We start from the raw sequence: 25,801 nt of genomic DNA, 5'->3' as shown, positions 1-25,801 counted from the left end.
CATGGAGCCTACCCATGCCAGCTCTCTATGTGATGATTCCGGCGGCGCTGCTGATCGTGGCCATCGCCATCTACATCTTCTTCTGGGCGGTCGACAGCGGTCAGTACGACGACCTCGACGGCCCCGCCCACAGCATTCTGTTCGACGACCAGGACCCCAAGCACACCGCCGCGATCGACGAAGCCAAGGGCTCACCGACGGCCGAGCAACCACCGCACAAAGACCAGGCGCCGCCCCATGCTTGAGCTGGCACCGCTGCTGGTTTCCGCCGTGATTCTCGGCCTGCTCGGCGGCGGTCACTGCCTGGGCATGTGCGGCGGCCTGATGGGCGCCCTGACCCTGGCCATTCCCCAGGAGCAACGCAGCCGGCGCTTTCGCCTGCTGCTGGCCTACAACCTGGGGCGCATTCTCAGTTACGCCACCGCGGGCCTGCTGATCGGCCTGGCCGGCTGGGCCGTGGCCAGCAGCCCGGCGGCCATGGCCCTGCGTGTGCTGGCTGGCCTGCTGCTGATCGCCATGGGCTTGTATCTGGCCGGCTGGTGGAGCGGCCTGACCCGCATCGAAAGCCTCGGACGCGGCCTGTGGCGCCATATACAGCCGGTGGCCAATCGCCTGCTGCCGGTGTCGAGCCTGCCACGCGCCTTACTGCTGGGCGCGCTCTGGGGCTGGCTGCCGTGTGGCCTGGTCTACAGCACCCTGCTGTGGTCCGCCAGCCAGGGCAATGCCCTCGACAGCGCCTTGCTGATGCTGGCCTTCGGCCTGGGTACCTGGCCGGTGCTGCTGGCGACCGGGCTCGCAGCGGAACGGGTCACCGCGCTGCTGCGCCGGCGCAGCGTGCGCATGGCCGGTGGCCTGCTGGTGATCCTGTTCGGCATCTGGACCTTGCCCGGTCCGCATCAGCATTGGTTGATGGGGCACTGAGGCAACCCTTCCTCCGGCCTCCGGCCTTCGGCAGCGCCGACGCAAGACTCGTATGACAGACTCCGCGCCCCGCCAGCCTTGATGCAAATCAAGATGGTCCGGGCGCCAACCCCCTAGACTCGCGAACACTGCCTGCCTACCGGGGGAATTCCCGCATGCTCGACGCCATTCGTTGGGACACCGATCTGATCCGCCGTTACGACCTGGCGGGACCGCGCTACACCTCCTACCCCACCGCTGTGCAATTCCACAGCCAGGTGGGCACCTTCGACCTGCTCCACGCCCTGCGCGAGAGCCGCAAGGCGCTGCGCCCGCTGTCGCTGTACGTGCATGTGCCGTTCTGCGCGAACATCTGCTACTACTGCGCCTGCAACAAGGTCATCACCAAGGACCGCGGGCGCGCCCTGCCCTACCTGCAGCGCCTGGAGCAGGAAATCCAGCTGATCGCCTGCCATCTCGACCCCGGGCAGAAGGTCGAGCAACTGCACTTCGGCGGTGGCACCCCGACCTTTCTCAGCCACGACGAACTGCGGCAGTTGATGAGCCATCTGCGCCAGCACTTCAACCTGCTGGACGACGATTCGGGCGACTACGGCATCGAGATCGACCCGCGCGAAGCCGACTGGTCGACCATGGGCCTGCTGCGCGAGCTGGGCTTCAACCGCGTCAGCATCGGCCTGCAGGACCTCGATCCGGCGGTGCAGCGCGCGGTCAATCGCCTGCAGAGCCTGGAGGAAACCCGGGCGGTGATCGAAGCGGCGCGCACCCTGCAATTTCGCTCGATCAACATCGACCTGATCTACGGCCTGCCAAAACAGACGCCGGACAACTTCGCCCGCACCGTCGAGGAAGTCATCAACCTGCAGCCGGACCGGCTGTCGGTGTTCAACTACGCGCATCTGCCGGAGCGCTTCATGCCGCAACGGCGGATCAACAGCCACGAGCTGCCGGAACCGGCGGAAAAACTGCAGATGCTGCAGCGCACCATCGAACAACTGACGGCCGCGGGTTACCGCTACATCGGCATGGACCATTTCGCCCTGCCCGACGACGAGCTGGCGATCGCCCAGGAAGAGTCGACCCTGCAACGCAATTTCCAGGGCTACACCACCCACGGCCACTGCGACTTGATCGGCCTGGGCGTCTCGGCCATCAGCCAGATCGGCGACCTGTACTGCCAGAACAGCAGCGACCTGACCCAGTACCAGAACCTGCTGGGTGGCGCGCAACTGGCCACCAGCCGCGGCCTGGTGTGCAATCAGGACGACCGCGTCAGGCGCGCGGTGATCCAGCAGTTGATCTGCAATTTCAGCCTCGACTTCGAGGCCATCGAGCAGCAGTTCAACATCGACTTTCGCGGTTACTTCGGCGACCTCTGGCCGCAACTGCAAGCCATGGCCGAAGACGGCCTGATCAAGCTGAGCAACCAAGGCATTGAAGTGCTGCCGGCCGGGCGCCTGCTGGTGCGTTCGGTGTGCATGGTGTTCGACACGTATCTGGAGCAACAGAATCGACAGCGTTTTTCCCGGGTCATCTAGGGCGTCATGAGCCGCGGCCCGACCGTTCGGCGCGGCAACTTGTCGCAGGTGGCGGGCAAAAAATGTCGGGACAGACAAGGCGCAAACAAGCCTGATACTTGACGCTGGGATAATCGGCGGCTGCAAGTGACGGTCAGCGCTGGAAATACCCTGAATGGACTGCACGAGCGCATTTTTCCGCAGTGGCCTGGAAGCTACAAACGGACAGCTTTACGACTAAGCGCCAATACGGCACGGACTGGCCGGAACCTCCTCCCGTGAGTTACCCTTACGGCTTATGTGTGTTTTCCCACAAGGATTCTATTGAATGTCCGAGCCAGTAAAACTGCGCGCTCACAACCAGGCCCATTGCAAGGATTGCAGCCTGGCCCCCCTCTGCCTGCCACTTTCTCTGAATCTGGAAGACATGGATGCGCTGGACGAAATCGTTAAACGCGGCCGCCCGCTGAAAAAAGGCGAGTTCCTGTTTCGCCAGGGCGACGCCTTCGACTCCGTCTATGCAGTGCGCTCCGGTGCGCTGAAGACCTTCAGTCTCAGCGACGGCGGCGAAGAACAGATCACCGGCTTCCACCTGCCCAGCGAACTGGTCGGCCTGTCTGGCATGGACACCGAGATCCACCCGGTTTCCGCCCAGGCCCTGGAAACCACATCGGTTTGTGAAATCCCCTTCGAACGCCTCGACGAACTGGCCCTGCAGTTGCCCCAACTGCGCCGCCAGCTGATGCGGGTGATGAGCCGCGAGATCCGCGACGACCAGCAGATGATGCTGTTGCTGTCGAAAAAGACCGCCGACGAGCGCATCGCCACTTTCCTGGTCAACCTGTCGGCACGCTTTCGCGCCCGCGGCTTCTCGGCCAACCAGTTCCGCTTGAGCATGTCGCGCAACGAGATCGGCAACTATCTGGGCCTGGCGGTGGAAACCGTGTCCCGGGTGTTCACCCGCTTCCAGCAGAACGCGCTGATCGCCGCCGAAGGCAAAGAGGTGCACATTCTCGATCCGATCCAGCTGTGCGCCCTCGCCGGCGGCTCCCTGGAAGGCTGAGGCAGAGCCCCCCGTCCGAGCCAAGCGGCTCGGTCGGGGCTATACTGGCGCGCTCCACTTCATGCCCGCCAGGACACCGCCACGATGGCCTTCGACTCCTTCGACATCAAATCCCTGATCCGCCCAGTCATCGACTTCCCCAAGCCGGGCGTGATCTTCCGTGACATCACTCCCCTGTTCCAGTCGCCCAAGGCCTTGCGCCTGGTCGCCGACACCTTTGCCCAGCGTTATGTCGAAGAAGACTTCACTCACGTCGGTGCCATGGACGCCCGCGGCTTCCTGATCGGCTCGATCATCGCCTATCAACTGAACAAACCGCTGATCCTGTTCCGCAAGCAAGGCAAGCTGCCGGCCGATGTGCTTGCCGAGGGTTACCAGACCGAATACGGCGAAGCCTTCCTGGAAGTACATGCCGACAGCCTGTGCGAAGGCGATTCGGTGCTGATGTTCGATGACCTGATCGCCACCGGCGGTACCTTGATCGCCGCGGCCAACCTGGTGCGCCGCATGGGGGCCAGCGTCTACGAAGCCGCCGCCATCATCGACCTGCCTGAGCTGGGCGGTTCGCAACGCCTGCGCGACCTGGACATTCCAACCTTCTGCCTGACGCAGTTCTCGTTGAGCGAGCGGTAAATCACTCCGCCCTTGAGTAGTCAGGCCCGACGCTATCGCGAGCAAGCTCGCTCCTACAGTCGCTTGCATTCCCCTGTAGGAGCGAGCTTGCTCGCGAAGCAATAGCCCTACAGCCCCATCTGCTTGCTGATGATTTCGTTCATCACTTCCCGGGTGCCGCCGCCGATGGACAGGATGCGGTTGTCGCGATACAGCCGCTCCACCAGGCTTTCGCGCATGTAACCCAGCCCGCCGAGAATCTGCACGGCATCGTGGGTGATGCGGTCGGCGGCATCGGTGGCGAAATTCTTGGCCATGGAAATCTCCTTGATCACGCTCTGGCCCGCCGCCATCTTCGCCGCCTGGCGATAAGTGAATTCGCGGGACACTTCCAGCGCGGTCGCCATCTCCGCCAGGCGATGCTTGATCACCTGGAACTTGCCGATGGGCTTGCCAAAGGCCTCGCGCTCCCGGGCCCACTTCAGGCTCTCTTCCAGCGCCAACTGCGCGGTCATGTTGGCCATCAAGGCCAGCGCCAGACGCTCGCTCTGGAAGTTGCCCATGATGCAGGCGAAGCCCAGGTTCTCGACGCCAATCAAGTGGCTGGCCGGCACCCGGCAATCGTCGAAAAACAGCTCGGCGGTATCCGACGCCCACCAGCCCATCTTCTTCAGTTGCCGGCCGACGGTGAATCCCGGCGTGCCCTTATCAATCAGCAGCAGGCTGATGCCGCCGAAACCGGGCTCGCCGGTACGTACCGCCACCGTGTAGAAATCGGCGCGCACGCCACTGGTGATAAAGGTCTTGCTGCCACTGACGCGATAGAAGTCGCCGTCACGCAGCGCCCGGGTCTGCAGATTGGCCACGTCCGAACCGCCGCCGGGCTCGGTGACCGCCAGGGCGCTGATCTTTTCCCCCGCCAATACCTGCGGCACCACCCGCTCGCGAACCTCGGGGCGCGCCCATTTGACGATCGGCGGCAAACCGATGTCCAGCGAGCCCAGGCCCGCCACCAGGCCGCCGGAGCCACAGCGCATCAGCTCCTCGCTGGCGGCGATCTTGGCGAACAGGTCGCCCTCATGGCTGCCCCCCAGGGCTTCTGGATAGCCGATACCGAGGATGCCGGCCGCGCCAGCCTTGAGGTACAGCTCGCGGGGGAAGCCTTGCGCCTCCTCCCATTGATCGATGTCCGGGAGGATTTCCCGCTCGACGAAACGTCGAACGCTGTCGCGGACCAACTGATGGCTAGGGTCGAAGTATTCCTGGCAGGCAGACATCGGCAAGCTCCTCTGAAGGTTGAGGAAACTTACCTAGCGCTTGCTTGGTTTTCAAGAAGGACCGCCCGAACCACCTGTAGGAGCCAGCTTGCTGGCGATGCAGGCGACGCGGTGCGCCAGGTCGGGCGGCCATCGCGAGCCAGCTCGCTCCTACAGTAGTTTTTTGCTCGCAGCCGAAACACTTACAGCGCGATCGGCTTGCGCCCGGCAAACGAGTGCGCCAGGGTGCCGCCGTCCACCAGTTCCAGCTCGCCGCCCAGGGGCACGCCATGGGCGATACGCGAGGTGATCAGGCCTTTGTTGGTCAACAGCTGGGCAATGTAATGGGCGGTCGCCTCGCCTTCCACCGTCGGGTTGGTGGCCAGAATCACCTCAGTGAAACTGCCTTGCTCTTCGATTCGCGCCAGCAGCTGGGGGATGCCGATGGCTTCGGGGCCCAGGCCGTCGAGCGGCGACAGGTGGCCCTTGAGCACGAAGTAGCGACCGCGATAACCGGTCTGCTCCACCGCGTAGACATCCATCGGTCCCTCGACCACGCACAGCAGCGTGTCGTCGCGCCGCGGATCGGCGCATTGCGGGCACAGGTCGTCCTCGGTCAGGGTGCGGCACAGGCGGCAGTGGCCGACGCCCTCCATGGCCTGGCTCAGCGCCTGGGCCAATCGCGTACCGCCGCTGCGGTCGCGCTCCAGCAGCTGCAAGGCCATGCGCTGGGCGGTTTTCTGACCCACGCCCGGCAAAGTGCGCAGGGCGTCGATCAGTTGGCGAATCAGGGGGCTGAAGCTCATGGGTAAAGGTCCGACAAAACGACGAGACGCGGTTTATACCCGCGCCTCCGATTAGCGTCAAATGCTCAGTCCGGGGCGACCCGCACCACCAGCTTGCCGAAGTTACGCCCTTCCAGCAGCCCGATGAAGGCTTGCGGTGCGTGCTCCAGGCCGTCGACCACATCTTCCTTGAACTTGACCTTGCCCTGCAGCACCCAGGGCGCCATGGCGCTGACAAACTCCGGCTGCCGATCGCCGTAGTCGTCGAACACGATAAACCCCTGGATGCGCACGCGCTTGGTCAACAGCTGGCGCTGCAACAGTGGCAGGCGGTCAGGTCCTGGCGGCAACTCCTGAGCGTTGTACTGGGCGATCAGCCCGCACAGCGGAATCCGCGCCTTGGGGTTGAGCAACGGCAGCACCGCATCGAACACCTTGCCACCGACGTTTTCAAAGTAGATGTCCACGCCCTCGGAGCAGGCTTGCGCCAGTTCGTCGGCAAAGTCCGGGCTGTGATGGTCGATACAGGCATCGAACCCCAGCTCCTCGACCACATAGCGGCACTTGTCGGCACCGCCCGCCACCCCGATCACCCGCAGCCCCTTGATCTTGGCCACCTGCCCCACCACCGAGCCCACGGCGCCCGACGCCGCGGCCACCACCAGGGTTTCCCCGGCCTTGGGCTGGCCGATGTCCATCAGGCCCATGTAGGCGGTCATGCCCGGCATACCCAGCACGCCCAGGGCCATCGAAGGGCTGGGCAAACCCGCCGGCACCGGTATCAGGTTACGCCCGTCGCAAATGCTGTGGCTCTGCCATCCGGTGGCGCCTACCACCAGGTCGCCCTCCTGGAATTTCGGATTCAGCGAGCGCTCGACCCGGCTCACCGCGCCGCCGGTCATCACTTCGTTGATTTGCACCGGGGCGGCGTAGGACGGCGCATCACTCATGCGCCCGCGCATATAAGGGTCCAGCGACAGGTAAAGGGTCTTGAGCAGCACCTGGCCATCCGCCAGGTCCGGCAGCGCCACCCGCTCCAGGCGGAAGTTTTCCGGCACAGGGGCGCCCTGGGGCCGGGAGGCCAGAACAATGCGCTGGTTGAGGGTCAATGCTTGCGACATCAGAGCAACTCCTTATCGAGAATTGAATCGGGCCATACAGAGTGCAGACCATCGTACTGCGATCGGCGTTCGATGTTTCTCATCCCGTAGCCGCTGCCGCAGGCTGCGATCGATTGCACGGCAACCGCAATCATCCAGCCAGACCCCATCGCCTGAATGACGACCGCTGCGCGCTCGATCGCAGCCTGCGGCAGCGGCTACAGGCGCCACAAACAAAAATGCCAGGCGCGATGCCTGGCATTTTCAAGTCCGACCGATGCGCGGGCGCGAATCAGAACGGCAGTTTCATACCCGGTGGCAGTTGCATGCCAGCGGTCACGCCGGACATCTTGTCCTGGCTGTTGGCTTCGATCTTGCGCACGGCGTCGTTGACGGCGGCGGCGAACAGATCTTCCAGCACTTCGCGGTCATCTTCGCTGACGCCTTCCAGCAGGCTTGGGTCGATGCTCACGCGCTTGATGTCGTGACGACCGGTCATGACCACGGTGACCATATCGCCACCCGCCTTGCCGGTGACTTCGGCGTTGGCCAGCTCTTCCTGCATCTTGGCCATTTTTTCCTGCATCTGCTGCGCCTGCTTCATCAGGCCGGCCATGCCACCTTTCATCATGGGAATCACCTCAAAGTACTTGGATAAAAACAGCACCCGGCCTCAAGGCCCGGCGCCCTTCAGTTATTAACCCTGGCTGACCAGGGCCTCGACAGGTTCAATAGTATCGTGACGGACCACCGCGCCGAACTCCCGCACCATCTGCTGGATGAACGGATCGCCGTGGATCGACTCCTCGGCCTCGCGCTGGCGATTGGCCCGGCGGCGTGACGCGGCCTGGGCCGGGGTCTCCTGCTCGGGCTTGATCAGCTCGATGCTCACCGTCAGCGTGCGCTGGTGGTACTGGTTCAGGGCATCGTTCAGGCGCCGCTGCTGGGTGGCGTTGAACAGGGCGCTGTGGGCCGGGTCCAGGTGCAGCAACCAGTTATCGCCCTCGGCGGCGATCAAGGTGCAGTTGGCGGCGATGCTCGCCGTCATCCCGGAAATCGGCAGCTTGGGGAACAGCTCCAGCCACTCCAGCGCCAGGCCGGTGGCCGGCTGGGCGGCTGGCAACGGCTCGGGTTCCGGCTCGGGATCGGCGGCGTGCTCGCTGGCCAGTTCGTCCAGGTAGCTGTAGGCCGAATCCATGTCTGGCTCGATGTAGTCTTCGTCCAGCGGCGGCTCGTCGTCTAGGTCGATCCCCGGTGTCGCGGCATCGACCTCGGCAACGCTGGGCTCCGGCACCGGGGCGCTGACCCATTCCGGCGCATCCGGCACCACGCTGTCCGGGGTCTGGGTCGGCATCGGAGTCAGCTCAGGCTGCTCCGCGGCGGTTTCCAGCACGGGCTCGATGGCCGGTTGCTGCGCGACGACCGGTTCGACCGGGTCGTTCCACGGCAGGTCGATCACCTCTTCGGCGACGACAGGCGCTGTCTCTGGCGGCGTCTCGACCACCGGTTGCGGTGCAGGCGCCACCGGCGCTGCAGAAACAGGTGCAGGCGTTGCAACCGGGGCCGCGGCAGGTGCGGCCACGGGAGCGGCCTCGACCACTGGCGCGACGGCGGCAACTACCGGCGCAGCAACGGCTGCGCCAGCCACGGATTGGGCGGAATCAACTGTGGCCTGGCTGATCCCCACTGGCTTTAGCGGCTGTCTCGGCGCGTCTGCCGAGTCCGCTGGCCGGAAGGCCAGCATCCGCAGCAGGACCATCTCGAAACCACCCCGCGGGTCCGGCGCCAGCGGCAGGTCGCGCCGGCCGATCAGGCCCATCTGGTAATAGAACTGCACATCTTCGGCCGGCAACGCCTGGGCCAGGGCCAGCACCCGGTCGCGGTCGCCATGCCCGTTGTCGACACCGTCCGGCAAGGCCTGGGCAATGGCCACGCGGTGCAGGACATTGAGAATCTCCGACAGCACGCCGTTCCAGTCCGGACCCTGTTCGGCCAGGTGGCGCACGGCCTCGAGCAAGGCCTTGGCATCGCCGTCGATCAGCGCATGCAGGACGTCGTAGACCTGGCCGTGATCGAGGGTGCCGAGCATCGCCCGCACATCGGCGGCCATGACCTTGCCTTCGCCGAAGGCGATGGCCTGGTCGGTGAGGCTCATGGCATCGCGCATCGAACCGTCGGCGGCGCGGCCCAACAGCCACAGCGCGTCGTCTTCGAACGGCACGTTCTCGACGCCCAGCACGTGAGTCAGGTGCTCGACCACTCGCTCCGGGGTCATGTTCTTCAGGGAGAACTGCAGGCAGCGCGAAAGAATCGTTGCCGGAAGTTTCTGCGGGTCGGTGGTCGCCAGAATGAATTTGACGTAAGGCGGCGGCTCTTCCAGGGTCTTCAACAAGGCGTTGAACGAGTGGCTGGACAGCATGTGCACTTCGTCGATCAGGTAGACCTTGAAGCGCCCGCGGCTCGGGGCGTACTGCACGTTGTCCAGCAGCTCGCGCGTGTCCTCGACCTTGGTCCGGCTCGCGGCGTCGATCTCGATCAGGTCGACGAAACGCCCTTCGTCGATCTCGCGGCATACCGAGCAGGTGCCGCAGGGCGTGGAGGTAATGCCTGTTTCACAGTTCAGGCATTTGGCAATGATCCGCGCGATGGTGGTCTTGCCCACCCCGCGGGTGCCGGTAAACAGATAGGCATGGTGCAGCCGCTGACTGTCCAAGGCATTGATCAGAGCCTTGAGCACATGGGTCTGGCCGACCATTTCGCGAAACGAGCGCGGACGCCATTTACGTGCAAGAACCTGATAACTCATCGAAAACCGTCGCAACTGGGAAGCGGAAGCCCGTAATGCTAGCGGAGCAAGGGCGAAATTGCATCCGGTGCGCTCGTCTAATCTGGCTAAGCTGCTTTTTGTCGGGCTTGTCAGCGGCCTTTTCCTGCGTGGAGACTCTATGCGTTTAGCCTTGGGCGCCTTTCTGCTGGTTGCCATGAATGGTTTTGCCGCAGAACCGGCCCTGCGCTTCTCGATCCCCGACAGCTGGGCCATGCCCGTGGTACAGATCGAACGTGGCCGGCCCACCCAGGGCATTCTCCACGACCTGATGGCCAGCCTCGCCACCCAGGTCGGCAACCCGGCCGAATTCCATGTCCTGGCCCGGGCCCGCGTGCAGGCAGCCATGGACCACAAGGAAATCGATGTCCGCTGCTATGTCGCCCAACCCTGGCTGCCCAACCCGTCCGGCGATTACATCTGGAGCATCCCGCTGTTCGTCCAGCGCGACCTGCTGGTCAGCCACGAGCGTCCCCCGCTCCCGGTCATTCCCGGGGAGCTACCGATGCAGCCCATCGGCACCGTCCTCAGCTACACCTACCCTTCCCTGCAACCCTTGTTCGACAGCCGCCAGTTGCTCCGCGACGACGCGCGCAACCAGGAACAGGTGCTGCAAAAACTCTGGGCCGGCCGCTACCGCTACGCGGTGAGCAACCAATGGACGCTGGACTGGTTCAATCAGACCCTGCCACCCGACCAGCAGTTGCATGGCGTGGCCGTCCTGCAGGAACAGGCGGTCGGCTGCGTCATCCGCAACGATCCGGCGCTACCGGTGCAACGAGTGCTGCGCACCTTGTTGCGCATGAAGATGTCAGGAGAGATCAACGACATCATCGGTTTGTACACCGGCCACAGGCCGACCGAGAGCGCCCCGCAAAGCTATGGGGCGCCGTAGCTGTCAGCCGGCTTCGTCCTGCGGACACCATTCCAGCGGCGGCAGGAAGGTCGCCACCCAGCCCGGCACCTCGCTGGCCGGCATGGGCGGGGCGATGAAATAGCCTTGCGCCACATCGCAGCCCAGCGACATCAGCAACTCGCCGTGCTCCATGGTTTCCAGGCCTTCGGCCACCACCTGCCGATCAAACGCCCGGGCCAGGCCGATCAGGGCCTGGGTCAGCGCCAGGTCGCCCTTGTCGTGCAGCATGTCGCGCACGAACATGCGGTCGATCTTGATGGTCTGGGTGCGCAAGCGCTTGAGGTAACTCAGCGACGAATGCCCGGTGCCGAAATCCCCCAGGGAGAATTGCACACCCAGCGCCTGGCAGGCCTCGAGGCAAGCGCTGACGTGCTGGAGATTCTCCACCGCCACCGCCTCGACGATTTCCAGGTCCAGCAACTGCGGGGCAATCTGCGGATGGCGCTCGAGCACCGCCTTGAGCCGGTCGACGAAATCCCCCCGCTGGAAATGCCGCGCGGCGATATTGACGCTGACCGGCCAACGCTGTCCGGCCAACTGCCATTGCCGCAACTGGGCCATGACCTGCTCCATCACCCACTCGCCGATATCGACGATCAGGTCGGTCTCCTCCACCAACGGCAGGAACTCCCGAGGCGCAACCATGCCCCGCTGCGGATGCTGCCAACGCAGCAACGCCTCGAAACCCACCACCTCGCCGCTGCGCATGTTGACCTTGGGTTGAAAGTGCAGGCACAGCTCGCCGGCCGCCAGCGCCTGCCGGACCCGCTCCACTGTCTGGTGGGTGGCCTTGACCTCGCGGTCGCGCGACACATCGAACAAGTGGAAGCGATTGCGCCCGCTCTGCTTGGCCACGTACATCGCCTGGTCGGCATGCCGCAGCAAGGTGTCGGCATCGTCGTTATCGGCGGGAAACAGCGTGACGCCGATGCTGGCGCAGACGTTGATCTCCTTGTCCTGGATCAGATAAGGCGTGGCGATCACCCCCAGCACCCGGTGCAGCGCCGCCCGCAACTCGCGAATGTCGCGCACATGGCGCAGGATCAGCACGAACTCGTCCCCGGCCAGCCGCGCCACCACGTCTTCGCCGCGAATGATCGAGCGCAGGCGCGCCGCTACCTCCACCAATAACAGGTCGCCACTGGCATGCCCGTAGCCATCGTTGACCGCCTTGAAGCCGTCGAGATCGAGCATGCACACCGCCAGCGCAATGTTCTCCTTGCGCGAGTAGTCCAGCGCCTGGTTGAGCAGGTCGGACAGAAAGGAACGGTTGGGCAAACCAGTCAGCACATCGTGCCCGACCCGCCATTGCAGCGAGTGCAACAAGCGCCGTTTTTCGCTGATATCGAAACGGATCGCCACATAACGCTGGACCCGACCAGTGGCCTCATCGAGCAAGGGCACGATGGTGCTGTCGACCCAATACAAGGTCCCATCCTTGGCCCGGTTGCAGATCTCGCCCTTCCAGACCTGGCCCAGGGCAATGGTGCGCCACATGCTGCTGAAAAATTCGGGGGGGTGCAGGCCGGAGCCGAGGATCCGGTGATTGGCGCCCAGCAGCTCTTCACGGCTGTAGCCGGAAATCGAACAGAACTGGTCGTTGACGTAGGTGATCCGGCCGGTCAGGTCGGTCTCGGAAAAAATGGCGGCTGCATCCACGGCCCTGCGGTATTTCTCATCCATGAGTCTGGCTCACTGTCGCTAGCGGTTGAACCGCTCGACCAAGGCACGAGGCCCGGAAGAGATGTTTGGGCGTTCATCCTCACTCACTTCGCAAACCCAGGCAGGCTTAGGCTGCTGCTCCGAAGGTATCTGCTGAACAGAGGTGACCGGCACATTCAGACGCACGTTAAAACTCCATAGACAGCATTCGACAATGCCAGCCCAGACAAGCCGGCAAGAGGCCGACCGAGAAAAATGGCGCACCGTCTCGCCCCACCTGACACAATTGCAACCGTACAGTGACCCGCACCGTCATTGATCTTCGAATCGACGAAGATCAACTAAAATCAGTCAGGGATCAGCCGAATTTGGCGGGTGGGACACTGGCAATCATCAGCGAGACGTTCGCGCCTGCGCCATACCCTCGATTCTGGTGAACAAGGAAAATGCAATGAGTTCTTGTTTCATCAGTTCATCTTCTGAAACTAGATCACCAAATGCCTGTCCGAAGCGTCGATTCTACGAATTGCATCACATTTTGCAAGGCAAGGTGATGAATCATGGCGTTGCCTAATGCAAAGATTTATCGTTAAGTTCTTGATTCTAAATGGGAATTGAGCGATGCAAATTTCAAGTTTGGGTCCAGCCATCAGGCGTTACCGCAAGGTAGCGGGGCTTACTCAGGCTGAACTAGGCGAAAAAACCGGTTTTGACCCTAAAACCATCAGCCGCTTCGAAACCGGCACCTACACCCCCAGTGTGGAAGCCCTGTTCCTGCTGGCCGATGTACTCGGGGTGAAGCTGAAAGCCTTTTTCGCAGATCTGGGCGACGAAGACGAACAGCGGGCGTATCTGTTCGGTGTCATTCACAAAGCCACCCCGAAGGACCTGGGAAAGCTGATAGCAGCGGTAGACCTGGCCTTGTCCAAGCCTTAGAGCCGAGCAACACGCAGAGGAGGCAGCCCTATCGAAGCCGATAGCCTGCCTCCTCTTCATTTCCCCCAGATGACTCCTGACAGGAACTGACAGCGGCGCCCCTTAAGCTGGCGTGCGCAGCCCAACCACTCCAGGAGTCCAGATGATCGCTACCAGCACTTACCTTCTGCTTTACGTCGACAGCCCCGCCACCAGCGCCAACTTTTACAGCCGCCTGCTGGACAGGCCACCGGTCGAGCTGTCGCCGACCTTTGCCCTGTTTATTATTGATTCGGGGCTCAAGCTCGGCCTCTGGTCCAGACAGGATGTCGAACCAGCCACCCAAGTCACCGGCAGTGGCGGCGAACTGGCCCTGGCCGTGGCCGATAAGCAGACCGTCGACCTGCTGCACGGCCAATGGGCCGAATCCGGCGTGAACATCGCCCAGGCCCCGACCACCCTGGACTTCGGCTACACCTTCGTCGCCCTGGACCCGGACGGGCATCGGCTCAGGGTGTTTTGCCTCACCCCGGAGTGAACAGGAGCCGTGCCGATAGAGCCCGGCAGCACAGAGCGGCGCCGCGCCCAGCGCCCCTCCAACTGCATCGCCATCACACTGCCGAGGACGATCGCCGCGCCCACGATCACCGCGCCATGCACCCGCTCATGCAGGACCAGCGCCGCCAGCAGCATGGCGATCGGCGGTATCAGGTACATGGCGATGGATGCCCGGCTGACTTCGACCCGCGCCAGCACATAGGCCCACGCCAGGTAAGCCAGCGCACTGGGAAACAGCCCCAGCAGCAACACCGCCAGGTTCACCCGCCACGGCGCCTGGACCACCGCGACCGCCAGCCCCGGCCAATACAGGCTCAACAGCAAGGTGCCGGCCCAGACCATGTAGCACACGGTGGTCAGCAGGTCGTAACGCCCCGAATAGCGCCGCTGCAAAACGAAGTACAAGCCCCAGGAGAAGGCCGCCAGCAGCACCAGCAATCCCCGGGGCTCGATCGACGCCACGCCCTGGTCGCCCCAGACCACCACGACCGCCCCCAGCAACCCCAGCCCGACACACCCCCAGCGCCAGCCGCTGACCGGCTCCCTCAACCAGAAAAACGCAATCAGGGTGCTGAAGATCGGCGCCGACTGCGCCAGCACACTGGATGCCCCCGCGCTCAACCCCTGCTGGCCATAGTTGAGGCTGACGTGATGCAGGGCGATGGCAAAAAAGCCCAGCACCAGCAACCAGGGCAGATCGCGCCAACGCGGCAGGGAGATTCTTTTCACCAGGGCGATTGCCCCCATGAACAGCGAGGCAATCAGAAAGCGCAGCAACGCCAGATGGCCAGGTTCGTAGCCTTCCAGCCCGATGTGGATACCCACCGGGGAGTAGGCCCAACACAGAATGACCGCGGCGGTCGCCAGGACCAGCTTCAACGCAGGAGAGATGTTCAAGACACAGGCACTCGGCAGCACAAGGAAGGCCTTCAGTCTCCCGCCCGCCACAACTCACCACAATTAACGGATACTGAGACCAGACCTCACTGGAAATGAGCAATGGAACTGAGCCAACTGAAAATGGTGAAAGCGGTCGCCCGCACCGGCAGCATTGCCCGAGCGGCCGAACAACTGCATTGCGTGCCCTCCAACATCACCAACCGCCTCAAGCAACTGGAAGGCGAGCTGGGCACCTGCCTGTTTATCCGCGCCGGCCGCGGGCTGAGAATCAGTCCGGACGGGGAAATCTTTCTCGGCTACAGCGAGCGCATCCTGGCCCTGGTGGATGAGGCCAAACGGGCGGTCGACCGCAAGGCCGAACCCAGCGGTATCCTGCGCATCGGCGCCATCGAATCCTGCGCTGGCGGGCGCTTGCCACCGTTGCTGGCGGAATTCCATCAGCGCTTTCCACAGGTCACTCTGGAGCTGGTAACCGGCACCTGGTCGCAGTTGTTCGAGGAACTGCAACATCACCGGATCGACGGCGCACTGGTCGCGGTCGACACCCTCCCCCCGAAACTGGAGCGCACCGCTCTCTACAACGAGCCCCTGGTGCTGGTTACCAGCGCCCACGCCGCGCCCGTACTGAGCCCGCGCGACCTGCAAGACCAGACCCTGTTCATGTGGCCCGGCGGCTGCCCTTACCGCCGCGCCCTGGAGCACTGGCTGAACGCTCACGACGTGACCGCGACCATCATCGGTTACGCCAGTTGGGGCACCATTATCGACTGCGTCAGCGCTGGCGCCGGCATGACCCTGGCCCCGGAAGGCGTGCTCGACCGCTACACCCTGTCCGCGGGCCTGGCGCGCCACCGCTTCGCCGACCTGCAGCCGATCGACATTCGTTTTGTCTGGAACAAGGAAATACAACGCCACACCGCACGGGACGCGTTTGCGCAGTTATTGCAGGAACGATTGGGGAAATGAAACGAGCGACCGGCGAGAGGCCAGATCAGGATAAAACAGGGGGAGAATTCAGAATATTCGTCGAGGACCGACAGAGGGCGTTATGGAGGCAACCCCACCAGCCACACCCCGGCACACAATGTCACCGCTGCGGCTGCTCCCTTCCAGGCCTGACCGGGTTCACGGCTGATCGTTGCGAGGGGACCAATGGGGTCACCATAACGATGCTCACCTGACGGCGAGCCGCGCCATTGTACCTATCTGCGGCGAAGTTACAACCGCTCTGTAAAGATTAAAAAATCTGAACGGCTTCAAGTACTTGGATCATTACCCCGCTCGCTTGTCGATTCCTGTAGCCGCTGCCGCAGGCTGCGCTCGACGGCGAAGCCGTCGCCAACCATTTGTCGAGCAGCAACGAAACGCCCTGTTGTCCGCCATTGCGGCCGCTGCGCGACCGATCGCAGCCTGCGGCAGCGGCTACAGGGACCGCGCATGAGCGAGATGGCAGTTTTGCGGCGAGCCGGCAGTCGATTTTTCGCTTTGTTTTGTAAGGGGTTTCCTAGAAACTCTGGAACGCCTTTGGGCGGGTTGTACCCCTGAATTTGATCGGGCAGTCTGCGGGGGTCGTTGCAATTTCAACGACCCGGATGTGGAAGTCCGGAAAAGTCATTGGTACAGCGCTCAACAGCGACTGCTGGCGTTTTGCGTCCGCAGATCCGTGTTATGGCGACCATGCGTGGGGCACTTTCGAGTGCGCCGGGTTTTGGGTACCAAGGACTCCCCGGTCTTCCACACCCACGCATGGCTGCCACCCTCTCGTGTGGAAGCGAGACTGGCGGCTTTCACTTTTCAGAGAGTCGTAGGTACCCACATGAAAAAGCTCGTCCCCGACCCACCCTTCACCACCCCGCGCCGATTACGCGACCCTGAACTGGATGCAGCCAATGCCTCCCTGCTCCTGTCGCTCAACGACCAGAAACAACCGCTGCTGGCGCAACTGCAAGAAACCCGCAGCCAGCCATTCGGCCTGCATGACGCCCAGCAACGGCCGCTGTTCGCGGTGCAGGCCGGGGTGAATGCCGAAGAAGCCTTGATGCACGTCTCGCTACTGCTCAAATGCGCCGAAGAAGTCTCGGATGAAATCACCGAACAGGGCAGCGGCATCGAACGCGGGCTGATCTGGTCCATGGTGCATTCCGTGGAGATGGCTCGCGCGGTGGTCGATGCCTTGCTCGATGGCGTGCGTACCAGCCGCTGATCGCGATCCAGGGGCTTGCTTGCGATGCAGGCGACGCGGTGTGGAAGCAGACCGTGGGGATGCCATCGCGAGCAAGCTTCGCTCCTACAGAAGCAGATGGTGAGCTCAGGCTTGTTCGAGTGCTGCGTCGGCCTTGCCGCCGGCCTGCTGGATCACCAGGTGGATGAAGTGCAGCTTGGCGATCACCGCCGGCGGCAGGATGAAGGGATAGAAATCCGGCTGGCCCATGCTGCGCGACAGTTCGTTGAGCATGCCGGCCAGTTCGATCCAGGCGTTAACAAAAGAGAGGAACGCCGGGCCGCCAGGGTGCTGCGGGTCATATAGGGTATCCAGCGGGAACGGCTGGTAGTCGAAGTCCATTTCCCGGGCGCTCATGCCGAAGCCCAGCGCGGTGTCGACCGCGTCCATCATGTGCAGGTAGTGGGCCCAGGTTTCCGCCCAGTCTTCCCAGGGATGCATGGTGGCGTAGGCGCTGACGCAGGTCTGCGACCAATCGCTCGGTGCGCCCTGCTGGTAATGCCGGTCCAGGGCTTCGGCGTAGCTCGCGCGTTCGTCGCCGAACAGCGCGCGACAGGGTTCCAGCCAATGGCTGCCTGCGATCAGGCGATCCCAGTAGTAATGCCCCACCTCATGCCGGAAGTGGCCGAGCAAGGTGCGATAAGGTTCGCGCATCTGTACCCGCACCTGCTCGCGATACGCATCGTCGGCCTCCTTGATGTCGAGGGTGATCAGGCCGTTGGCGTGGCCGGTCATGGGCGCCCTGCCCTGCAGATCGATGCCGACAAAATCGAAAGCCAGGCCGGCCTCTTCATCCTCGGCCTTGGCGATCAGCGGCAAGCCCAGGCTCACCAGTTGCGCCACCAGGCGGCGCTTGGCGATTTCCACCATGCGCCAGCGCTCGGGGTTTTCCGGCACGCCAAGATCGGGAATGGTCCGGTTCAGCCTGCACGCCACACACAGGGTAGCGGCGCCATGCGCAGGCAGCAGCCAGTTGCAGGCTGCCGCGGTATCGAGGTTGGCGCAACGCCGGAACAGCCCGGCTTGCGGATCGACGTCCAGCCGCCAGGTATCGGCCTCCGGTCCTGGCTGCAGCGACGACAGGCGACTCTGCTCGGGCTGATAACCCAGGGCCGCCGAACAGGCCAGGCACTGACTGTTGCGAAAGAACAGCGATTGCCCACAGCGACACCGCCAGACCTTACTGTTGCGGCTGTCTTCACGGACAAAGGGTGCGGCGATACGGGAACTGAGCTGTTCGAAGAAGCGGTACATGGCGATCTCTCCCTGGGCGTGCCAAGACTAGATCATATGGACGAGATGATCGTTCCATCACCTTCAGGGCGCTCCTGCCGGGGAACGCCATTCCATGTAGCCGCTGCCGCAGGCTGCGACAAGGTCCGCAGGACCTTCTGGCGCCCAACAGAGCAACGCCCGCTGTGCGACCGATCGCAGCCTTCGGCAGCGGCTACAGGGTTATACCGAGATGCCGTGCTGGCCGAGGAAGGCCACGAAGGCTTCTTCGTCCAGCACTTTCAGGCCCAATTCGTTGGCCTTGGCCAGCTTGGAGCCGGCACCGGGGCCGGCCACCACGCAGTGGGTCTTGGCCGAAACGGAACCGGCGACCTTGGCGCCCAGGCTTTCCAGCTTGTCCTTGGCCACGTCGCGGCTCATCAGCTCCAGCGAGCCGGTGAGCACCCAGGTCTGACCGGCCAGCGGCAGCCCTTCCACCACTTTCTTCTCGCTCTGCCAGTGCATGCCGAAGGCTTGCAACTGCGCCTCGATGGCCAGTGCCCGCTCGGCGTTTTCCGCGATGTCGAAGAACTCGCGCACGGCCTTGGCCTGCTTCTCCGGCAGGGTCTGGCGCATGTCCAGCCAGTCCGCCTTGACCACACCGTCGAGGGTCGCGAACTTGTCCGCCAGCTTCTGCGCCGCACCCGGCCCCACCGATGGAATGTTCAACTTGTCGAGCATGCCACCCAGGGTGGTGCTGGCAGCGAACTCCGCGCCCAAGTCGCCCTGATCCTGCAACTGCAGCCCGCACTGCTGCGGATCGAGCAGGGCACCGATTACCTGCTGGTTATGGCTGTCCTCGAAGAAGCTGTGAATCTCGTGAGCCACTTCCAGGCCGATATCCGGCAGGTAGGTCAGTACTTCCGGCAAGGCCTGCTGCACGCGCTCCAGCGAGGCCAGGGAGCGCGCCAGGACCTTGGCCGTCTCCTCGCCCACATCGGGAATGCCCAGGGCGTAGATGAAACGCGCCAGGCCCGGCTTCTTGCTGTCTTCGATGGCCTTGAGCAGCTTGTTGCTGGAGACTTCGGCGAAGCCTTCCAGATCGATGATCTGCTCGTACTTGAGCTTGTAGAGATCGGCCGGCGAACCAATGAGCTTTTCGTCCACCAGCTGTTCGATGGTCTTGTCGCCCAGCCCTTCGATATCCATCGCCCGACGGGAAACGAAGTGGATGATCGCCTGCTTGAGCTGCGCGCCACAGGCCAGGCGACCGACACAGCGGTACACCGCGCCTTCGCTGATGGTTTCCTTGCCCTTGCTGCGCTTGATCAACTGCGTGCGCTCGACATGGGAGCCGCACACCGGGCAGGTCTGCGGGATATGCACCTTGCGCGCATTTTCCGGACGACGCTCGGCGACCACCTGCACCACTTGCGGAATCACATCGCCCGCACGACGGATGATCACGGTGTCGCCGATCATCAGGCCCAGGCGCGCCACTTCGTCCATGTTGTGCAGGGTCGCGTTGGAGACGGTGACACCCGCCACCTTGACCGGTTTCAGACGGGCCACCGGGGTCACCGCGCCGGTGCGGCCAACCTGGAATTCCACGTCCAGCAGCTCGGTCAGCTCCTCCATCGCCGGGAATTTATGAGCGATCGCCCAGCGCGGCTCGCGAGCCCGGAAGCCCAGCTCGCGCTGCGAGGCAATGCTGTTGACCTTGAACACCACACCGTCGATTTCATAAGGCAAGCCATTACGGCGCTCGCCGATATCGCGGTAGTAATCCAGGCATTCGTCGATCCCCTTGGCCAGTTTCAGCTCGCGACTGACGGGCATGCCCCAGCGCTTGAGCTGCTCCAGGTTGCCGATATGGGTGTCGGCGATATCCGCAGTGACCTGGCCGATCCCGTAGCAGCAGAATTCCAGCGGGCGGCTGGCGGTGATCTTCGAGTCCAGCTGGCGCAAGCTGCCGGCCGCGGCGTTCCGTGGGTTGGCGAAGGTCTTGCCGCCAACTTCCAGCTGCGCGGCATTGAGCCGCTCGAAACCGGCCTTGGACATGTACACCTCGCCGCGCACCTCCAGGGTCGCCGGCCAGCCACTGCCGTGCAGCTTCAGGGGGATGTTGCGCACGGTGCGCACGTTGACGCTGATGTCTTCGCCAGTGGTGCCGTCGCCGCGGGTCGCGCCGCGCACCAGCACGCCGTCCAGATACAGCAGGCTGACCGCCAGGCCATCGAGCTTCGGCTCGCAGCTGTATTCCACTGCAGCCCCGCCACCGAACAGATCGCCCGCCGGCAGGTCGAGACCCTCGGTCACCCGGCGATCGAACTCGCGCATGTCGGTTTCTTCGAAGGCGTTGCCCAGGCTGAGCATGGGGATTTCGTGGCGCACCTGAGTGAAGGCCGAGAGCGCCGCGCTGCCGACGCGCTGGGTGGGCGAGTCGCTGCTGACCAGCTCCGGGTGTTCGGCTTCCAGTGCCTTGAGCTCATGGAACAGGCGATCGTATTCAGCGTCCGGAATGCTCGGCTCGTCGAGTACGTGGTAGCGATAGTTGTGCTGATCCAGCTCAGCGCGCAGCTCAAGAATGCGGGTTTCGGCGGAGGTCATGGTGTTCTCTCAAAAAGCAAAAGAGCAGCCTAGGCTGCTCAATATTTGTCTGGGTGGGCCCTTCGGCCCTATCGCGAGCCCGCTCCGGCAGGCCAAGGGTTATGCCGGAGCGGCTGGCTCGCGAAGCGCTCAGCGCTTCTGGGTCAGGGCGCGACGTTCGAATTCGACGATGCGCTGACGGTAGTGCTCGATGGTCTGGGCGGTCAGCACGCTGCGCTGGTCATCCTTCAGCTCGCCATTCAGCTCCTGGGACAGCTTGCGCGCCGCGGCCACCATCACGTCGAAAGCCTGTTTCGGATGACGCGGGCCTGGCAGGCCGAGGAAGAAGCTCACCGCCGGGGTGCTGAAGTGGTCGATGTCATCCAGGTCGAATACGCCCGGCTTGACCGCGTTGGCCATGGAGAACAGCACTTCGCCGTTGCCGGCCATGCTTTCGTGACGGTGGAAAATATCCATCTCGCCAAAACGCAGGCCGCTTTCCAGGATGTTCTGCAACAGCGCCGGGCCCTTGAAGCCGCCGGAGTCACGGCAGATCACGCTGATCACCAGCACTTCTTCGGCTTGCGGCTGGTCCTTGTCGGCGTAACCGGAAGCCTTGGTTTCATCCGGAAAGTCATCGTCGCGGCTGCTGAAGCTCGGGCCGCCGTCCAGATCCAGGTTGAGGTTCAGGTCGCCCTGTTGTGGCTCGCTGGCACGCTTGCCACGCTTGGAACCGGATTCGCGCGGTTCGCGCGCCGGCGCGCTCATCGACGGCAGGTCGTGCTCGTCGAGTTGCGGTTCCTTATGGGTATCCAGCACGCGGGGCGGGCCCAGCAGTTCGGCACTGCTGTCGTCGTCCGGCAGGTTGGACAGGCTACGATCCAGGCGGAATTTCAACTTTCCTTTGCCGCCGCGCATACGGCGCCAGCCATCAAAAAGAATACCGGCAATGACAATGATGCCGATGACGATCAGCCACTCGCGCAGACCGATTTCCATGTAATCCCGTGCCTCTATGAAAAATGCTGAAAAATAAGAGGTTTAGCAAACTGCAAACCGCTTTAAAACGTGGCGCCAACTCTATGTTCTGACTGGCCTTTTGCCCACGTATAGGAAAAATTGACATTAAACTAGCACGACCAAAGACAACTTTACACCGTCTGTCGCAACGGCTTCATTCAATATGTCGATCAGCCAGTACTCGGCACAGGTAAAAACCTCTTACTTGTCACTTACATACCGGCTTTGGTCGCCCGGATATCAGGCGTCCACCATCGCCATCGCCTCCTCGACATCCACTGCTACCAGGCGCGAACAGCCGGGTTCGTGCATCGTCACGCCCATCAATTGATCGGCCATTTCCATGGCGATCTTGTTGTGGGTGATATAGATGAACTGCACCGTCTGCGACATCTCTTTAACCAGCCTTGCGTAGCGTCCAACGTTAGCGTCATCCAGCGGGGCGTCAACTTCGTCGAGCATGCAGAACGGCGCCGGGTTCAACTTGAAGATGGCAAATACCAGCGCCAGGGCCGTCAATGCTTTCTCACCACCGGACAACAAATGAATGGTGCTGTTCTTCTTCCCGGGCGGACGCGCCATGATCGTTACCCCTGTATCGAGTAGATCTTCGCCCGTCAGTTCCAAATAAGCGCTGCCGCCACCGAAAACTTTTGGAAAGAGCGCCTGTAGACCGCCGTTAATCTGATCAAAGGTATCCTTGAAACGATTACGGGTTTCCTTGTCGATCTTGCGAATCACGTTTTCCAGGGTTTCCAGGGCTTCCACCAGATCGGCGTCCTGGGCGTCCAGATAACGTTTGCGCTCGGACTGCTGCTGGTACTCATCGATGGCCGCGAGGTTGATCGCCCCCAGGCGCTGGATACGCGCGGCAATCCGCTCGAGTTCTTCCTCGGCCTCTTTCTCGCTGGCCTGCTCGGTCAACGTGGCGAGCACGCCCTGCAAGTCGTAGCCGTCTTCCAGCAACTGGTCCTGCAAGGTCTTGCGACGCACGCTCAGGGCCTGCCATTCCATGCGCTGCTGTTCGAGCTGGCCACGGATCAACTGCGATTGCTGCTCGGCCTGGGTCCGACGTTTTTCCGCGTCGCGCAATTCGCGGTCGGCATCTTCCATGGCGATCTGCGCGCTCTTGAGCTCGACGTCGACGGTCATGCGTTTTTCCAGCAATTCCTCGAGTTTCAGGCGCAGCTCTTCCAACGGCGCGGCGCCCTCCTCCAGGTTCAGGCTGAGCTGTTCACGCTTCTCCGTCAGACGCTCCGATTGCAGCTCCAGGCGCTCCAGGGCCTGGCGGGTGGAATCGTGCTGGGCCTTGAGCGACCCCAGGCGCACCGCCAACTGATGAGCGTGATCCTTGTGCTGGCGCGCCTCCTGGCGCACCCGGTCCAGGCGTTCGCGCAAACTGTCACGCTGGGCCAGCAGCAATTCGCGCTGCTCGGTGTCCAGGGCCATGCTGTCGAGGGCTTCCTGCAACTGCAGACGGGCTTCGCCCACTTGCTCGTGTTCCACCGCGCGCTGCTCGCCCAGCTCCGCCACTTCTTCATCCAGGCGGGTACGGCGCAGGGCCAGTTGTTCGGCCTTGGCCTTGCCGGCAGAAAGCCTGGCTTTCAATTCACCCTGCTGTCGGGCTTCGTCCTGCAACAGACGGCGCAGGTGTTCGCGACCGTTCTCTTGCTGGCGCTGTTGCGCACGCAGGTTCTGCAACCGGGTTTCCAGGTCTTCCACACTGGCTTCGCGCTCGTCGCGCTCCAGGCTCAGTTGTTCGATTTCCTGGTTGCGCGCGAGCATGCCGCTTTCCGCTTCGCTGGCGCGGCGCACCCGCAGAAAATGCCGGCCGACCCAGAACCCGTCACGGCTGATCAGGCTCTCGCCGGCCGCCAGTTGGCCACGCAACGCCAGGGCCTGCTCAAGGCTTTCCACCGGCTTGACCTGGCCCAGCCAAGGCGCCAGATCGACCTGGGCATCGACCTTGTCCAGCAGGCTACCAGGCATCCGCGCGCCCTCGCCCGCCAGCTGGAGCAGGCGCAGGTCGCCCTGCTCGAAACCGGCCAGGTCGAAGCCGGCAAAATCGTCGACCAGTACCGCTTGCAGGTCGGCGCCAAGCACGGTTTCCACCGCCAGCTCCCAACCGGCCTCGACCTTCAAGCCTTCGGCCAGCCGCGGACGCTCGGCCAACTGTTGCTCCTGCAGCCATTGCGCGGCGCCGGTCCCCGGATTGAGCGCGGCCTGCTGCAAAGCCTCCAGCGAGGCCAGGCGACCATTGAGACGCTGCAATTCGCCCTGGGCCTGCTGTTGGGCCTGGGTCGCCTGATGCAGTTCCTGGCGTAGTTGCTCCAGGCGCTCGACTTGAGCGTCTTCGCTGGCCTGCAAATCTTCCAGGGTCGCCTCGCTGGCCGCGAGTTGTTCATTGAGTTCGAGGATCGCCGCGTCTTCCGGGTCGGCGGCGAGCAACGCGCGCTCCTCCACCAGGCGCCGCTGGCGCTCGCCCAGGCGTTCCATGCTGCCTTCGAGCTGCTGGATACGCGACTGCTGCACCTCGGCCTGGCGTCGCGGTTCGGCGGATTTGAGGTTGAAACCGTCCCACTGCTCCTGCCAGCCGTGCATGGTGGTTTCGGCTTCTTCCAGGGCCGCGGCGGCCTCTTCGGCGGCGGCGCTGGTGACTTCCTGCTCGGGCTCGAGCATTTCCAGCTCTTCACCGAGGGTGGCGAGCAAGGTGCGGTCGTGGCCCAAGTGGGATTCGGTCTCCTGGCGTGCACGCTCGGCTTCGCGCAAGTCGTCCTGCAACTGGCGCAAACGCTGCTGGCCGTGCTGGATGCTCTGCTCGACCCGGGCGATGTCGCCACCGACCGAATAGAAGCGTCCCTGCACCAGATTGAAGCGCTCGGACAGCTCATGGTGACCGTCACGCAGGCGCTCGATGGCGGCGTCGGCATTGCGTTGCTCCGCCACCAGGGCTTCAAAGCCGACTTCCTGGTTGCCGATGATCGATTCGCGCTGGCCGACCTGCTCGTTAAGCTCCTGCCAGCGCAGTGCCGACAGCTGGGCCTTGAGCTGACGCTCCTCGGCTTTGTATTCCTGGTACTTCTCGGCCGCCTGGGCCTGGCGGTGCAGGCGTTCGAGCTGGCGTTCCAGCTCCTCGCGCAGGTCGGTCAGGCGCGCCAGGTTTTCGTGGGTACGGCGGATGCGGTTCTCGGTTTCCCGGCGGCGCTCCTTGTACTTGGAAATCCCGGCGGCTTCTTCGATGAAGTTGCGCAGGTCTTCCGGCTTGGCTTCGATCAGCTTGGAGATCATGCCCTGCTCGATGATCGAGTAGCTGCGTGGCCCCAGGCCGGTGCCGAGGAAGATGTCGGTGATGTCGCGACGGCGGCACTTGGCGCCGTTGAGGAAATAGCTGTTCTGGCTGTCGCGGGTGACCTTGCGGCGGATGGAGATTTCCGCGTAGGCCGCGTACTCGCCGACCAGAGTGCCGTCGGAGTTGTCGAAGACCAGCTCGATGCTGGCCTGGCTCACCGGCTTGCGGCTGGTGGAACCGTTGAAGATGACGTCGGTCATCGACTCGCCGCGCAGGTTCTTGGCCGAGCTCTCGCCCATGACCCAGCGCACGGCGTCGATGATGTTCGACTTGCCGCAACCATTGGGCCCGACCACCGCCGCCATGTTACTGGGGAAGTTCACCGTGGTCGGGTCGACGAAGGACTTGAAGCCCGCCAGCTTGATGCACTTGAGCCGCACG

21 protein-coding genes and 1 other RNA gene are annotated in these 25,801 nt (G+C 63.3%); 10 read left to right on the top strand and 12 right to left on the bottom strand.

Annotation, left to right across the window (positions count from 1 at the left end):
• The first annotated feature begins 14 nt into the window (after positions 1-14).
• The 5 genes from ccoS (at position 15) to BMY68_RS02085 (ending at position 4,134) form a co-directional block, all read left to right on the top strand.
• Complete coding sequence (gene ccoS / locus BMY68_RS02105) at positions 15-245, top strand: cbb3-type cytochrome oxidase assembly protein CcoS (protein WP_085530288.1); 231 nt, start codon at positions 15-17, stop codon at positions 243-245.
• Positions 238-921 carry a sulfite exporter TauE/SafE family protein gene (locus BMY68_RS02100; RefSeq protein ID WP_009042956.1) on the top strand — a complete coding sequence of 228 codons (684 nt, stop codon included), beginning with the start codon at positions 238-240 and terminating at the stop codon, positions 919-921. Before ccoS ends, BMY68_RS02100 begins: the two co-directional genes overlap by 8 nt.
• A gap of 155 nt (positions 922-1,076) precedes the next feature.
• Positions 1,077-2,459 carry an oxygen-independent coproporphyrinogen III oxidase gene (gene hemN, locus BMY68_RS02095; RefSeq protein WP_062823112.1) on the top strand — a complete coding sequence of 461 codons (1,383 nt, stop codon included), beginning with the start codon at positions 1,077-1,079 and terminating at the stop codon, positions 2,457-2,459.
• A gap of 307 nt (positions 2,460-2,766) precedes the next feature.
• Positions 2,767-3,501, top strand: coding sequence for a fumarate/nitrate reduction transcriptional regulator Fnr (gene fnr / locus BMY68_RS02090; RefSeq protein WP_009042954.1), 735 nt, complete (start codon positions 2,767-2,769; stop codon positions 3,499-3,501).
• 84 nt (positions 3,502-3,585) lie between these two features.
• A complete protein-coding gene (locus BMY68_RS02085) occupies positions 3,586-4,134 on the top strand; it encodes an adenine phosphoribosyltransferase (RefSeq protein ID WP_085530287.1) in 549 nt (182 codons plus the stop codon).
• A gap of 107 nt (positions 4,135-4,241) precedes the next feature.
• On the opposite strand, the gene BMY68_RS02080 is transcribed toward BMY68_RS02085, so the two are convergent.
• The 5 genes from BMY68_RS02080 to dnaX all read right to left on the bottom strand — a co-directional run bounded on the left by BMY68_RS02080 (position 4,242) and on the right by dnaX (position 10,060).
• Complete coding sequence (locus tag BMY68_RS02080; RefSeq protein WP_085530286.1) at positions 4,242-5,390, bottom strand: acyl-CoA dehydrogenase family protein; 1,149 nt, start codon at positions 5,388-5,390, stop codon at positions 4,242-4,244.
• Positions 5,391-5,572: 182 nt separating this feature from the next.
• Positions 5,573-6,175, bottom strand: coding sequence for a recombination mediator RecR (recR, locus tag BMY68_RS02075; protein WP_007922386.1), 603 nt, complete (start codon positions 6,173-6,175; stop codon positions 5,573-5,575).
• A gap of 65 nt (positions 6,176-6,240) precedes the next feature.
• On the bottom strand, positions 6,241-7,275 hold the full coding sequence (locus tag BMY68_RS02070) for an NADP-dependent oxidoreductase (RefSeq protein ID WP_009042951.1): 1,035 nt from the start codon (positions 7,273-7,275) through the stop codon (positions 6,241-6,243).
• Between the two features lie 271 nt (positions 7,276-7,546).
• The gene (locus BMY68_RS02065; protein ID WP_007922383.1) at positions 7,547-7,885 is read right to left on the bottom strand and encodes a YbaB/EbfC family nucleoid-associated protein; all 339 of its coding nucleotides are present in this window, start codon (positions 7,883-7,885) and stop codon (positions 7,547-7,549) included.
• Positions 7,886-7,951: 66 nt separating this feature from the next.
• Positions 7,952-10,060 carry a DNA polymerase III subunit gamma/tau gene (gene dnaX, locus BMY68_RS02060; RefSeq protein WP_085530285.1) on the bottom strand — a complete coding sequence of 703 codons (2,109 nt, stop codon included), beginning with the start codon at positions 10,058-10,060 and terminating at the stop codon, positions 7,952-7,954.
• Between the two features lie 139 nt (positions 10,061-10,199).
• Between dnaX and BMY68_RS02055 the strand changes: the two genes are divergently transcribed.
• On the top strand, positions 10,200-10,973 hold the full coding sequence (locus BMY68_RS02055; protein WP_085530284.1) for a type 2 periplasmic-binding domain-containing protein: 774 nt from the start codon (positions 10,200-10,202) through the stop codon (positions 10,971-10,973).
• A gap of 3 nt (positions 10,974-10,976) precedes the next feature.
• Here BMY68_RS02055 and BMY68_RS02050 read toward each other — a convergent pair whose 3' ends face one another.
• Positions 10,977-12,677, bottom strand: coding sequence for a putative bifunctional diguanylate cyclase/phosphodiesterase (locus BMY68_RS02050; protein ID WP_009042948.1), 1,701 nt, complete (start codon positions 12,675-12,677; stop codon positions 10,977-10,979).
• 600 nt (positions 12,678-13,277) lie between these two features.
• Between BMY68_RS02050 and BMY68_RS02045 the strand changes: the two genes are divergently transcribed.
• Together BMY68_RS02045 and BMY68_RS02040 are read left to right on the top strand one after the other, a co-directional pair.
• Positions 13,278-13,592, top strand: coding sequence for a helix-turn-helix domain-containing protein (locus tag BMY68_RS02045; RefSeq protein WP_007922376.1), 315 nt, complete (start codon positions 13,278-13,280; stop codon positions 13,590-13,592).
• A gap of 142 nt (positions 13,593-13,734) precedes the next feature.
• The gene (locus BMY68_RS02040) at positions 13,735-14,109 is read left to right on the top strand and encodes a VOC family protein (RefSeq protein WP_085530283.1); all 375 of its coding nucleotides are present in this window, start codon (positions 13,735-13,737) and stop codon (positions 14,107-14,109) included.
• Here the strand turns inward: BMY68_RS02040 and BMY68_RS02035 are convergent.
• Positions 14,043-15,026 carry a DMT family transporter gene (locus tag BMY68_RS02035; RefSeq protein WP_085530282.1) on the bottom strand — a complete coding sequence of 328 codons (984 nt, stop codon included), beginning with the start codon at positions 15,024-15,026 and terminating at the stop codon, positions 14,043-14,045. The two genes, BMY68_RS02040 and BMY68_RS02035, sit on opposite strands and share 67 nt — an antisense overlap.
• A 102-nt stretch (positions 15,027-15,128) precedes the next feature.
• On the opposite strand from BMY68_RS02035, the gene BMY68_RS02030 reads away from it, so the two are divergent.
• Entirely contained in the window at positions 15,129-15,995 is an 867-nt protein-coding gene (locus BMY68_RS02030) for a LysR family transcriptional regulator (protein ID WP_085530281.1), read from the top strand.
• 92 nt (positions 15,996-16,087) lie between these two features.
• Here the strand turns inward: BMY68_RS02030 and ffs are convergent.
• Positions 16,088-16,184, bottom strand: an RNA gene (gene ffs, locus BMY68_RS02025) — signal recognition particle sRNA small type.
• Between the two features lie 661 nt (positions 16,185-16,845).
• Here ffs and BMY68_RS02020 point away from each other — a divergent pair.
• Positions 16,846-17,232 carry a DUF6124 family protein gene (locus BMY68_RS02020; protein WP_009042944.1) on the top strand — a complete coding sequence of 129 codons (387 nt, stop codon included), beginning with the start codon at positions 16,846-16,848 and terminating at the stop codon, positions 17,230-17,232.
• A 105-nt stretch (positions 17,233-17,337) separates the two neighbouring features.
• Here BMY68_RS02020 and BMY68_RS02015 read toward each other — a convergent pair whose 3' ends face one another.
• The 4 genes from BMY68_RS02015 to smc all read right to left on the bottom strand — a co-directional run bounded on the left by BMY68_RS02015 (position 17,338) and on the right by smc (position 25,800).
• Positions 17,338-18,504, bottom strand: a complete 1,167-nt coding sequence (locus tag BMY68_RS02015) for a zinc-binding metallopeptidase family protein (RefSeq protein ID WP_085530280.1) — start codon at positions 18,502-18,504, stop codon at positions 17,338-17,340.
• A 201-nt stretch (positions 18,505-18,705) separates the two neighbouring features.
• The gene (gene ligA / locus BMY68_RS02010; protein WP_085530279.1) at positions 18,706-21,072 is read right to left on the bottom strand and encodes an NAD-dependent DNA ligase LigA; all 2,367 of its coding nucleotides are present in this window, start codon (positions 21,070-21,072) and stop codon (positions 18,706-18,708) included.
• A 129-nt stretch (positions 21,073-21,201) separates the two neighbouring features.
• Positions 21,202-22,050, bottom strand: a complete 849-nt coding sequence (gene zipA / locus BMY68_RS02005) for a cell division protein ZipA (protein ID WP_009042941.1) — start codon at positions 22,048-22,050, stop codon at positions 21,202-21,204.
• Between the two features lie 261 nt (positions 22,051-22,311).
• On the bottom strand, positions 22,312-25,800 hold the full coding sequence (gene smc, locus BMY68_RS02000) for a chromosome segregation protein SMC (RefSeq protein WP_085530278.1): 3,489 nt from the start codon (positions 25,798-25,800) through the stop codon (positions 22,312-22,314).
• Position 25,801: the final 1 nt, after the last annotated feature.

It is taken from the genome of Pseudomonas sp. NFACC41-3, assembly GCF_900109505.1.
Classification (GTDB): Bacteria; Pseudomonadota; Gammaproteobacteria; order Pseudomonadales; family Pseudomonadaceae; genus Aquipseudomonas; species Aquipseudomonas chlororaphis.
Note: the sequence above shows the minus strand (reverse complement) of the source record. Positions and strands in the feature narration are given on the sequence as shown.

Excerpts from the sequence above, each read along its gene's own strand:
- BMY68_RS02070 (WP_009042951.1), bottom strand. The coding sequence starts at position 7,275 with ATGTCGCAAGCATTGACCCTCAACCAGCGCATTGTTCTGGCCTCCCGG.
- BMY68_RS02085 (WP_085530287.1), top strand. The coding sequence starts at position 3,586 with ATGGCCTTCGACTCCTTCGACATCAAATCCCTGATCCGCCCAGTCATC.
- dnaX (WP_085530285.1), bottom strand. The coding sequence starts at position 10,060 with ATGAGTTATCAGGTTCTTGCACGTAAATGGCGTCCGCGCTCGTTTCGC.
- BMY68_RS02040 (WP_085530283.1), top strand. The coding sequence starts at position 13,735 with ATGATCGCTACCAGCACTTACCTTCTGCTTTACGTCGACAGCCCCGCC.
- recR (WP_007922386.1), bottom strand. The coding sequence starts at position 6,175 with ATGAGCTTCAGCCCCCTGATTCGCCAACTGATCGACGCCCTGCGCACT.
- BMY68_RS02050 (WP_009042948.1), bottom strand. The coding sequence starts at position 12,677 with ATGGATGAGAAATACCGCAGGGCCGTGGATGCAGCCGCCATTTTTTCC.
- BMY68_RS02055 (WP_085530284.1), top strand. The coding sequence starts at position 10,200 with ATGCGTTTAGCCTTGGGCGCCTTTCTGCTGGTTGCCATGAATGGTTTT.
- ccoS (WP_085530288.1), top strand. The coding sequence starts at position 15 with ATGCCAGCTCTCTATGTGATGATTCCGGCGGCGCTGCTGATCGTGGCC.
- fnr (WP_009042954.1), top strand. The coding sequence starts at position 2,767 with ATGTCCGAGCCAGTAAAACTGCGCGCTCACAACCAGGCCCATTGCAAG.
- BMY68_RS02020 (WP_009042944.1), top strand. The coding sequence starts at position 16,846 with ATGAAAAAGCTCGTCCCCGACCCACCCTTCACCACCCCGCGCCGATTA.
- BMY68_RS02065 (WP_007922383.1), bottom strand. The coding sequence starts at position 7,885 with ATGATGAAAGGTGGCATGGCCGGCCTGATGAAGCAGGCGCAGCAGATG.
- zipA (WP_009042941.1), bottom strand. The coding sequence starts at position 22,050 with ATGGAAATCGGTCTGCGCGAGTGGCTGATCGTCATCGGCATCATTGTC.
- hemN (WP_062823112.1), top strand. The coding sequence starts at position 1,077 with ATGCTCGACGCCATTCGTTGGGACACCGATCTGATCCGCCGTTACGAC.
- BMY68_RS02030 (WP_085530281.1), top strand. The coding sequence starts at position 15,129 with ATGGAACTGAGCCAACTGAAAATGGTGAAAGCGGTCGCCCGCACCGGC.
- BMY68_RS02045 (WP_007922376.1), top strand. The coding sequence starts at position 13,278 with ATGCAAATTTCAAGTTTGGGTCCAGCCATCAGGCGTTACCGCAAGGTA.
- BMY68_RS02015 (WP_085530280.1), bottom strand. The coding sequence starts at position 18,504 with ATGTACCGCTTCTTCGAACAGCTCAGTTCCCGTATCGCCGCACCCTTT.
- ligA (WP_085530279.1), bottom strand. The coding sequence starts at position 21,072 with ATGACCTCCGCCGAAACCCGCATTCTTGAGCTGCGCGCTGAGCTGGAT.
- BMY68_RS02100 (WP_009042956.1), top strand. The coding sequence starts at position 238 with ATGCTTGAGCTGGCACCGCTGCTGGTTTCCGCCGTGATTCTCGGCCTG.
- BMY68_RS02080 (WP_085530286.1), bottom strand. The coding sequence starts at position 5,390 with ATGTCTGCCTGCCAGGAATACTTCGACCCTAGCCATCAGTTGGTCCGC.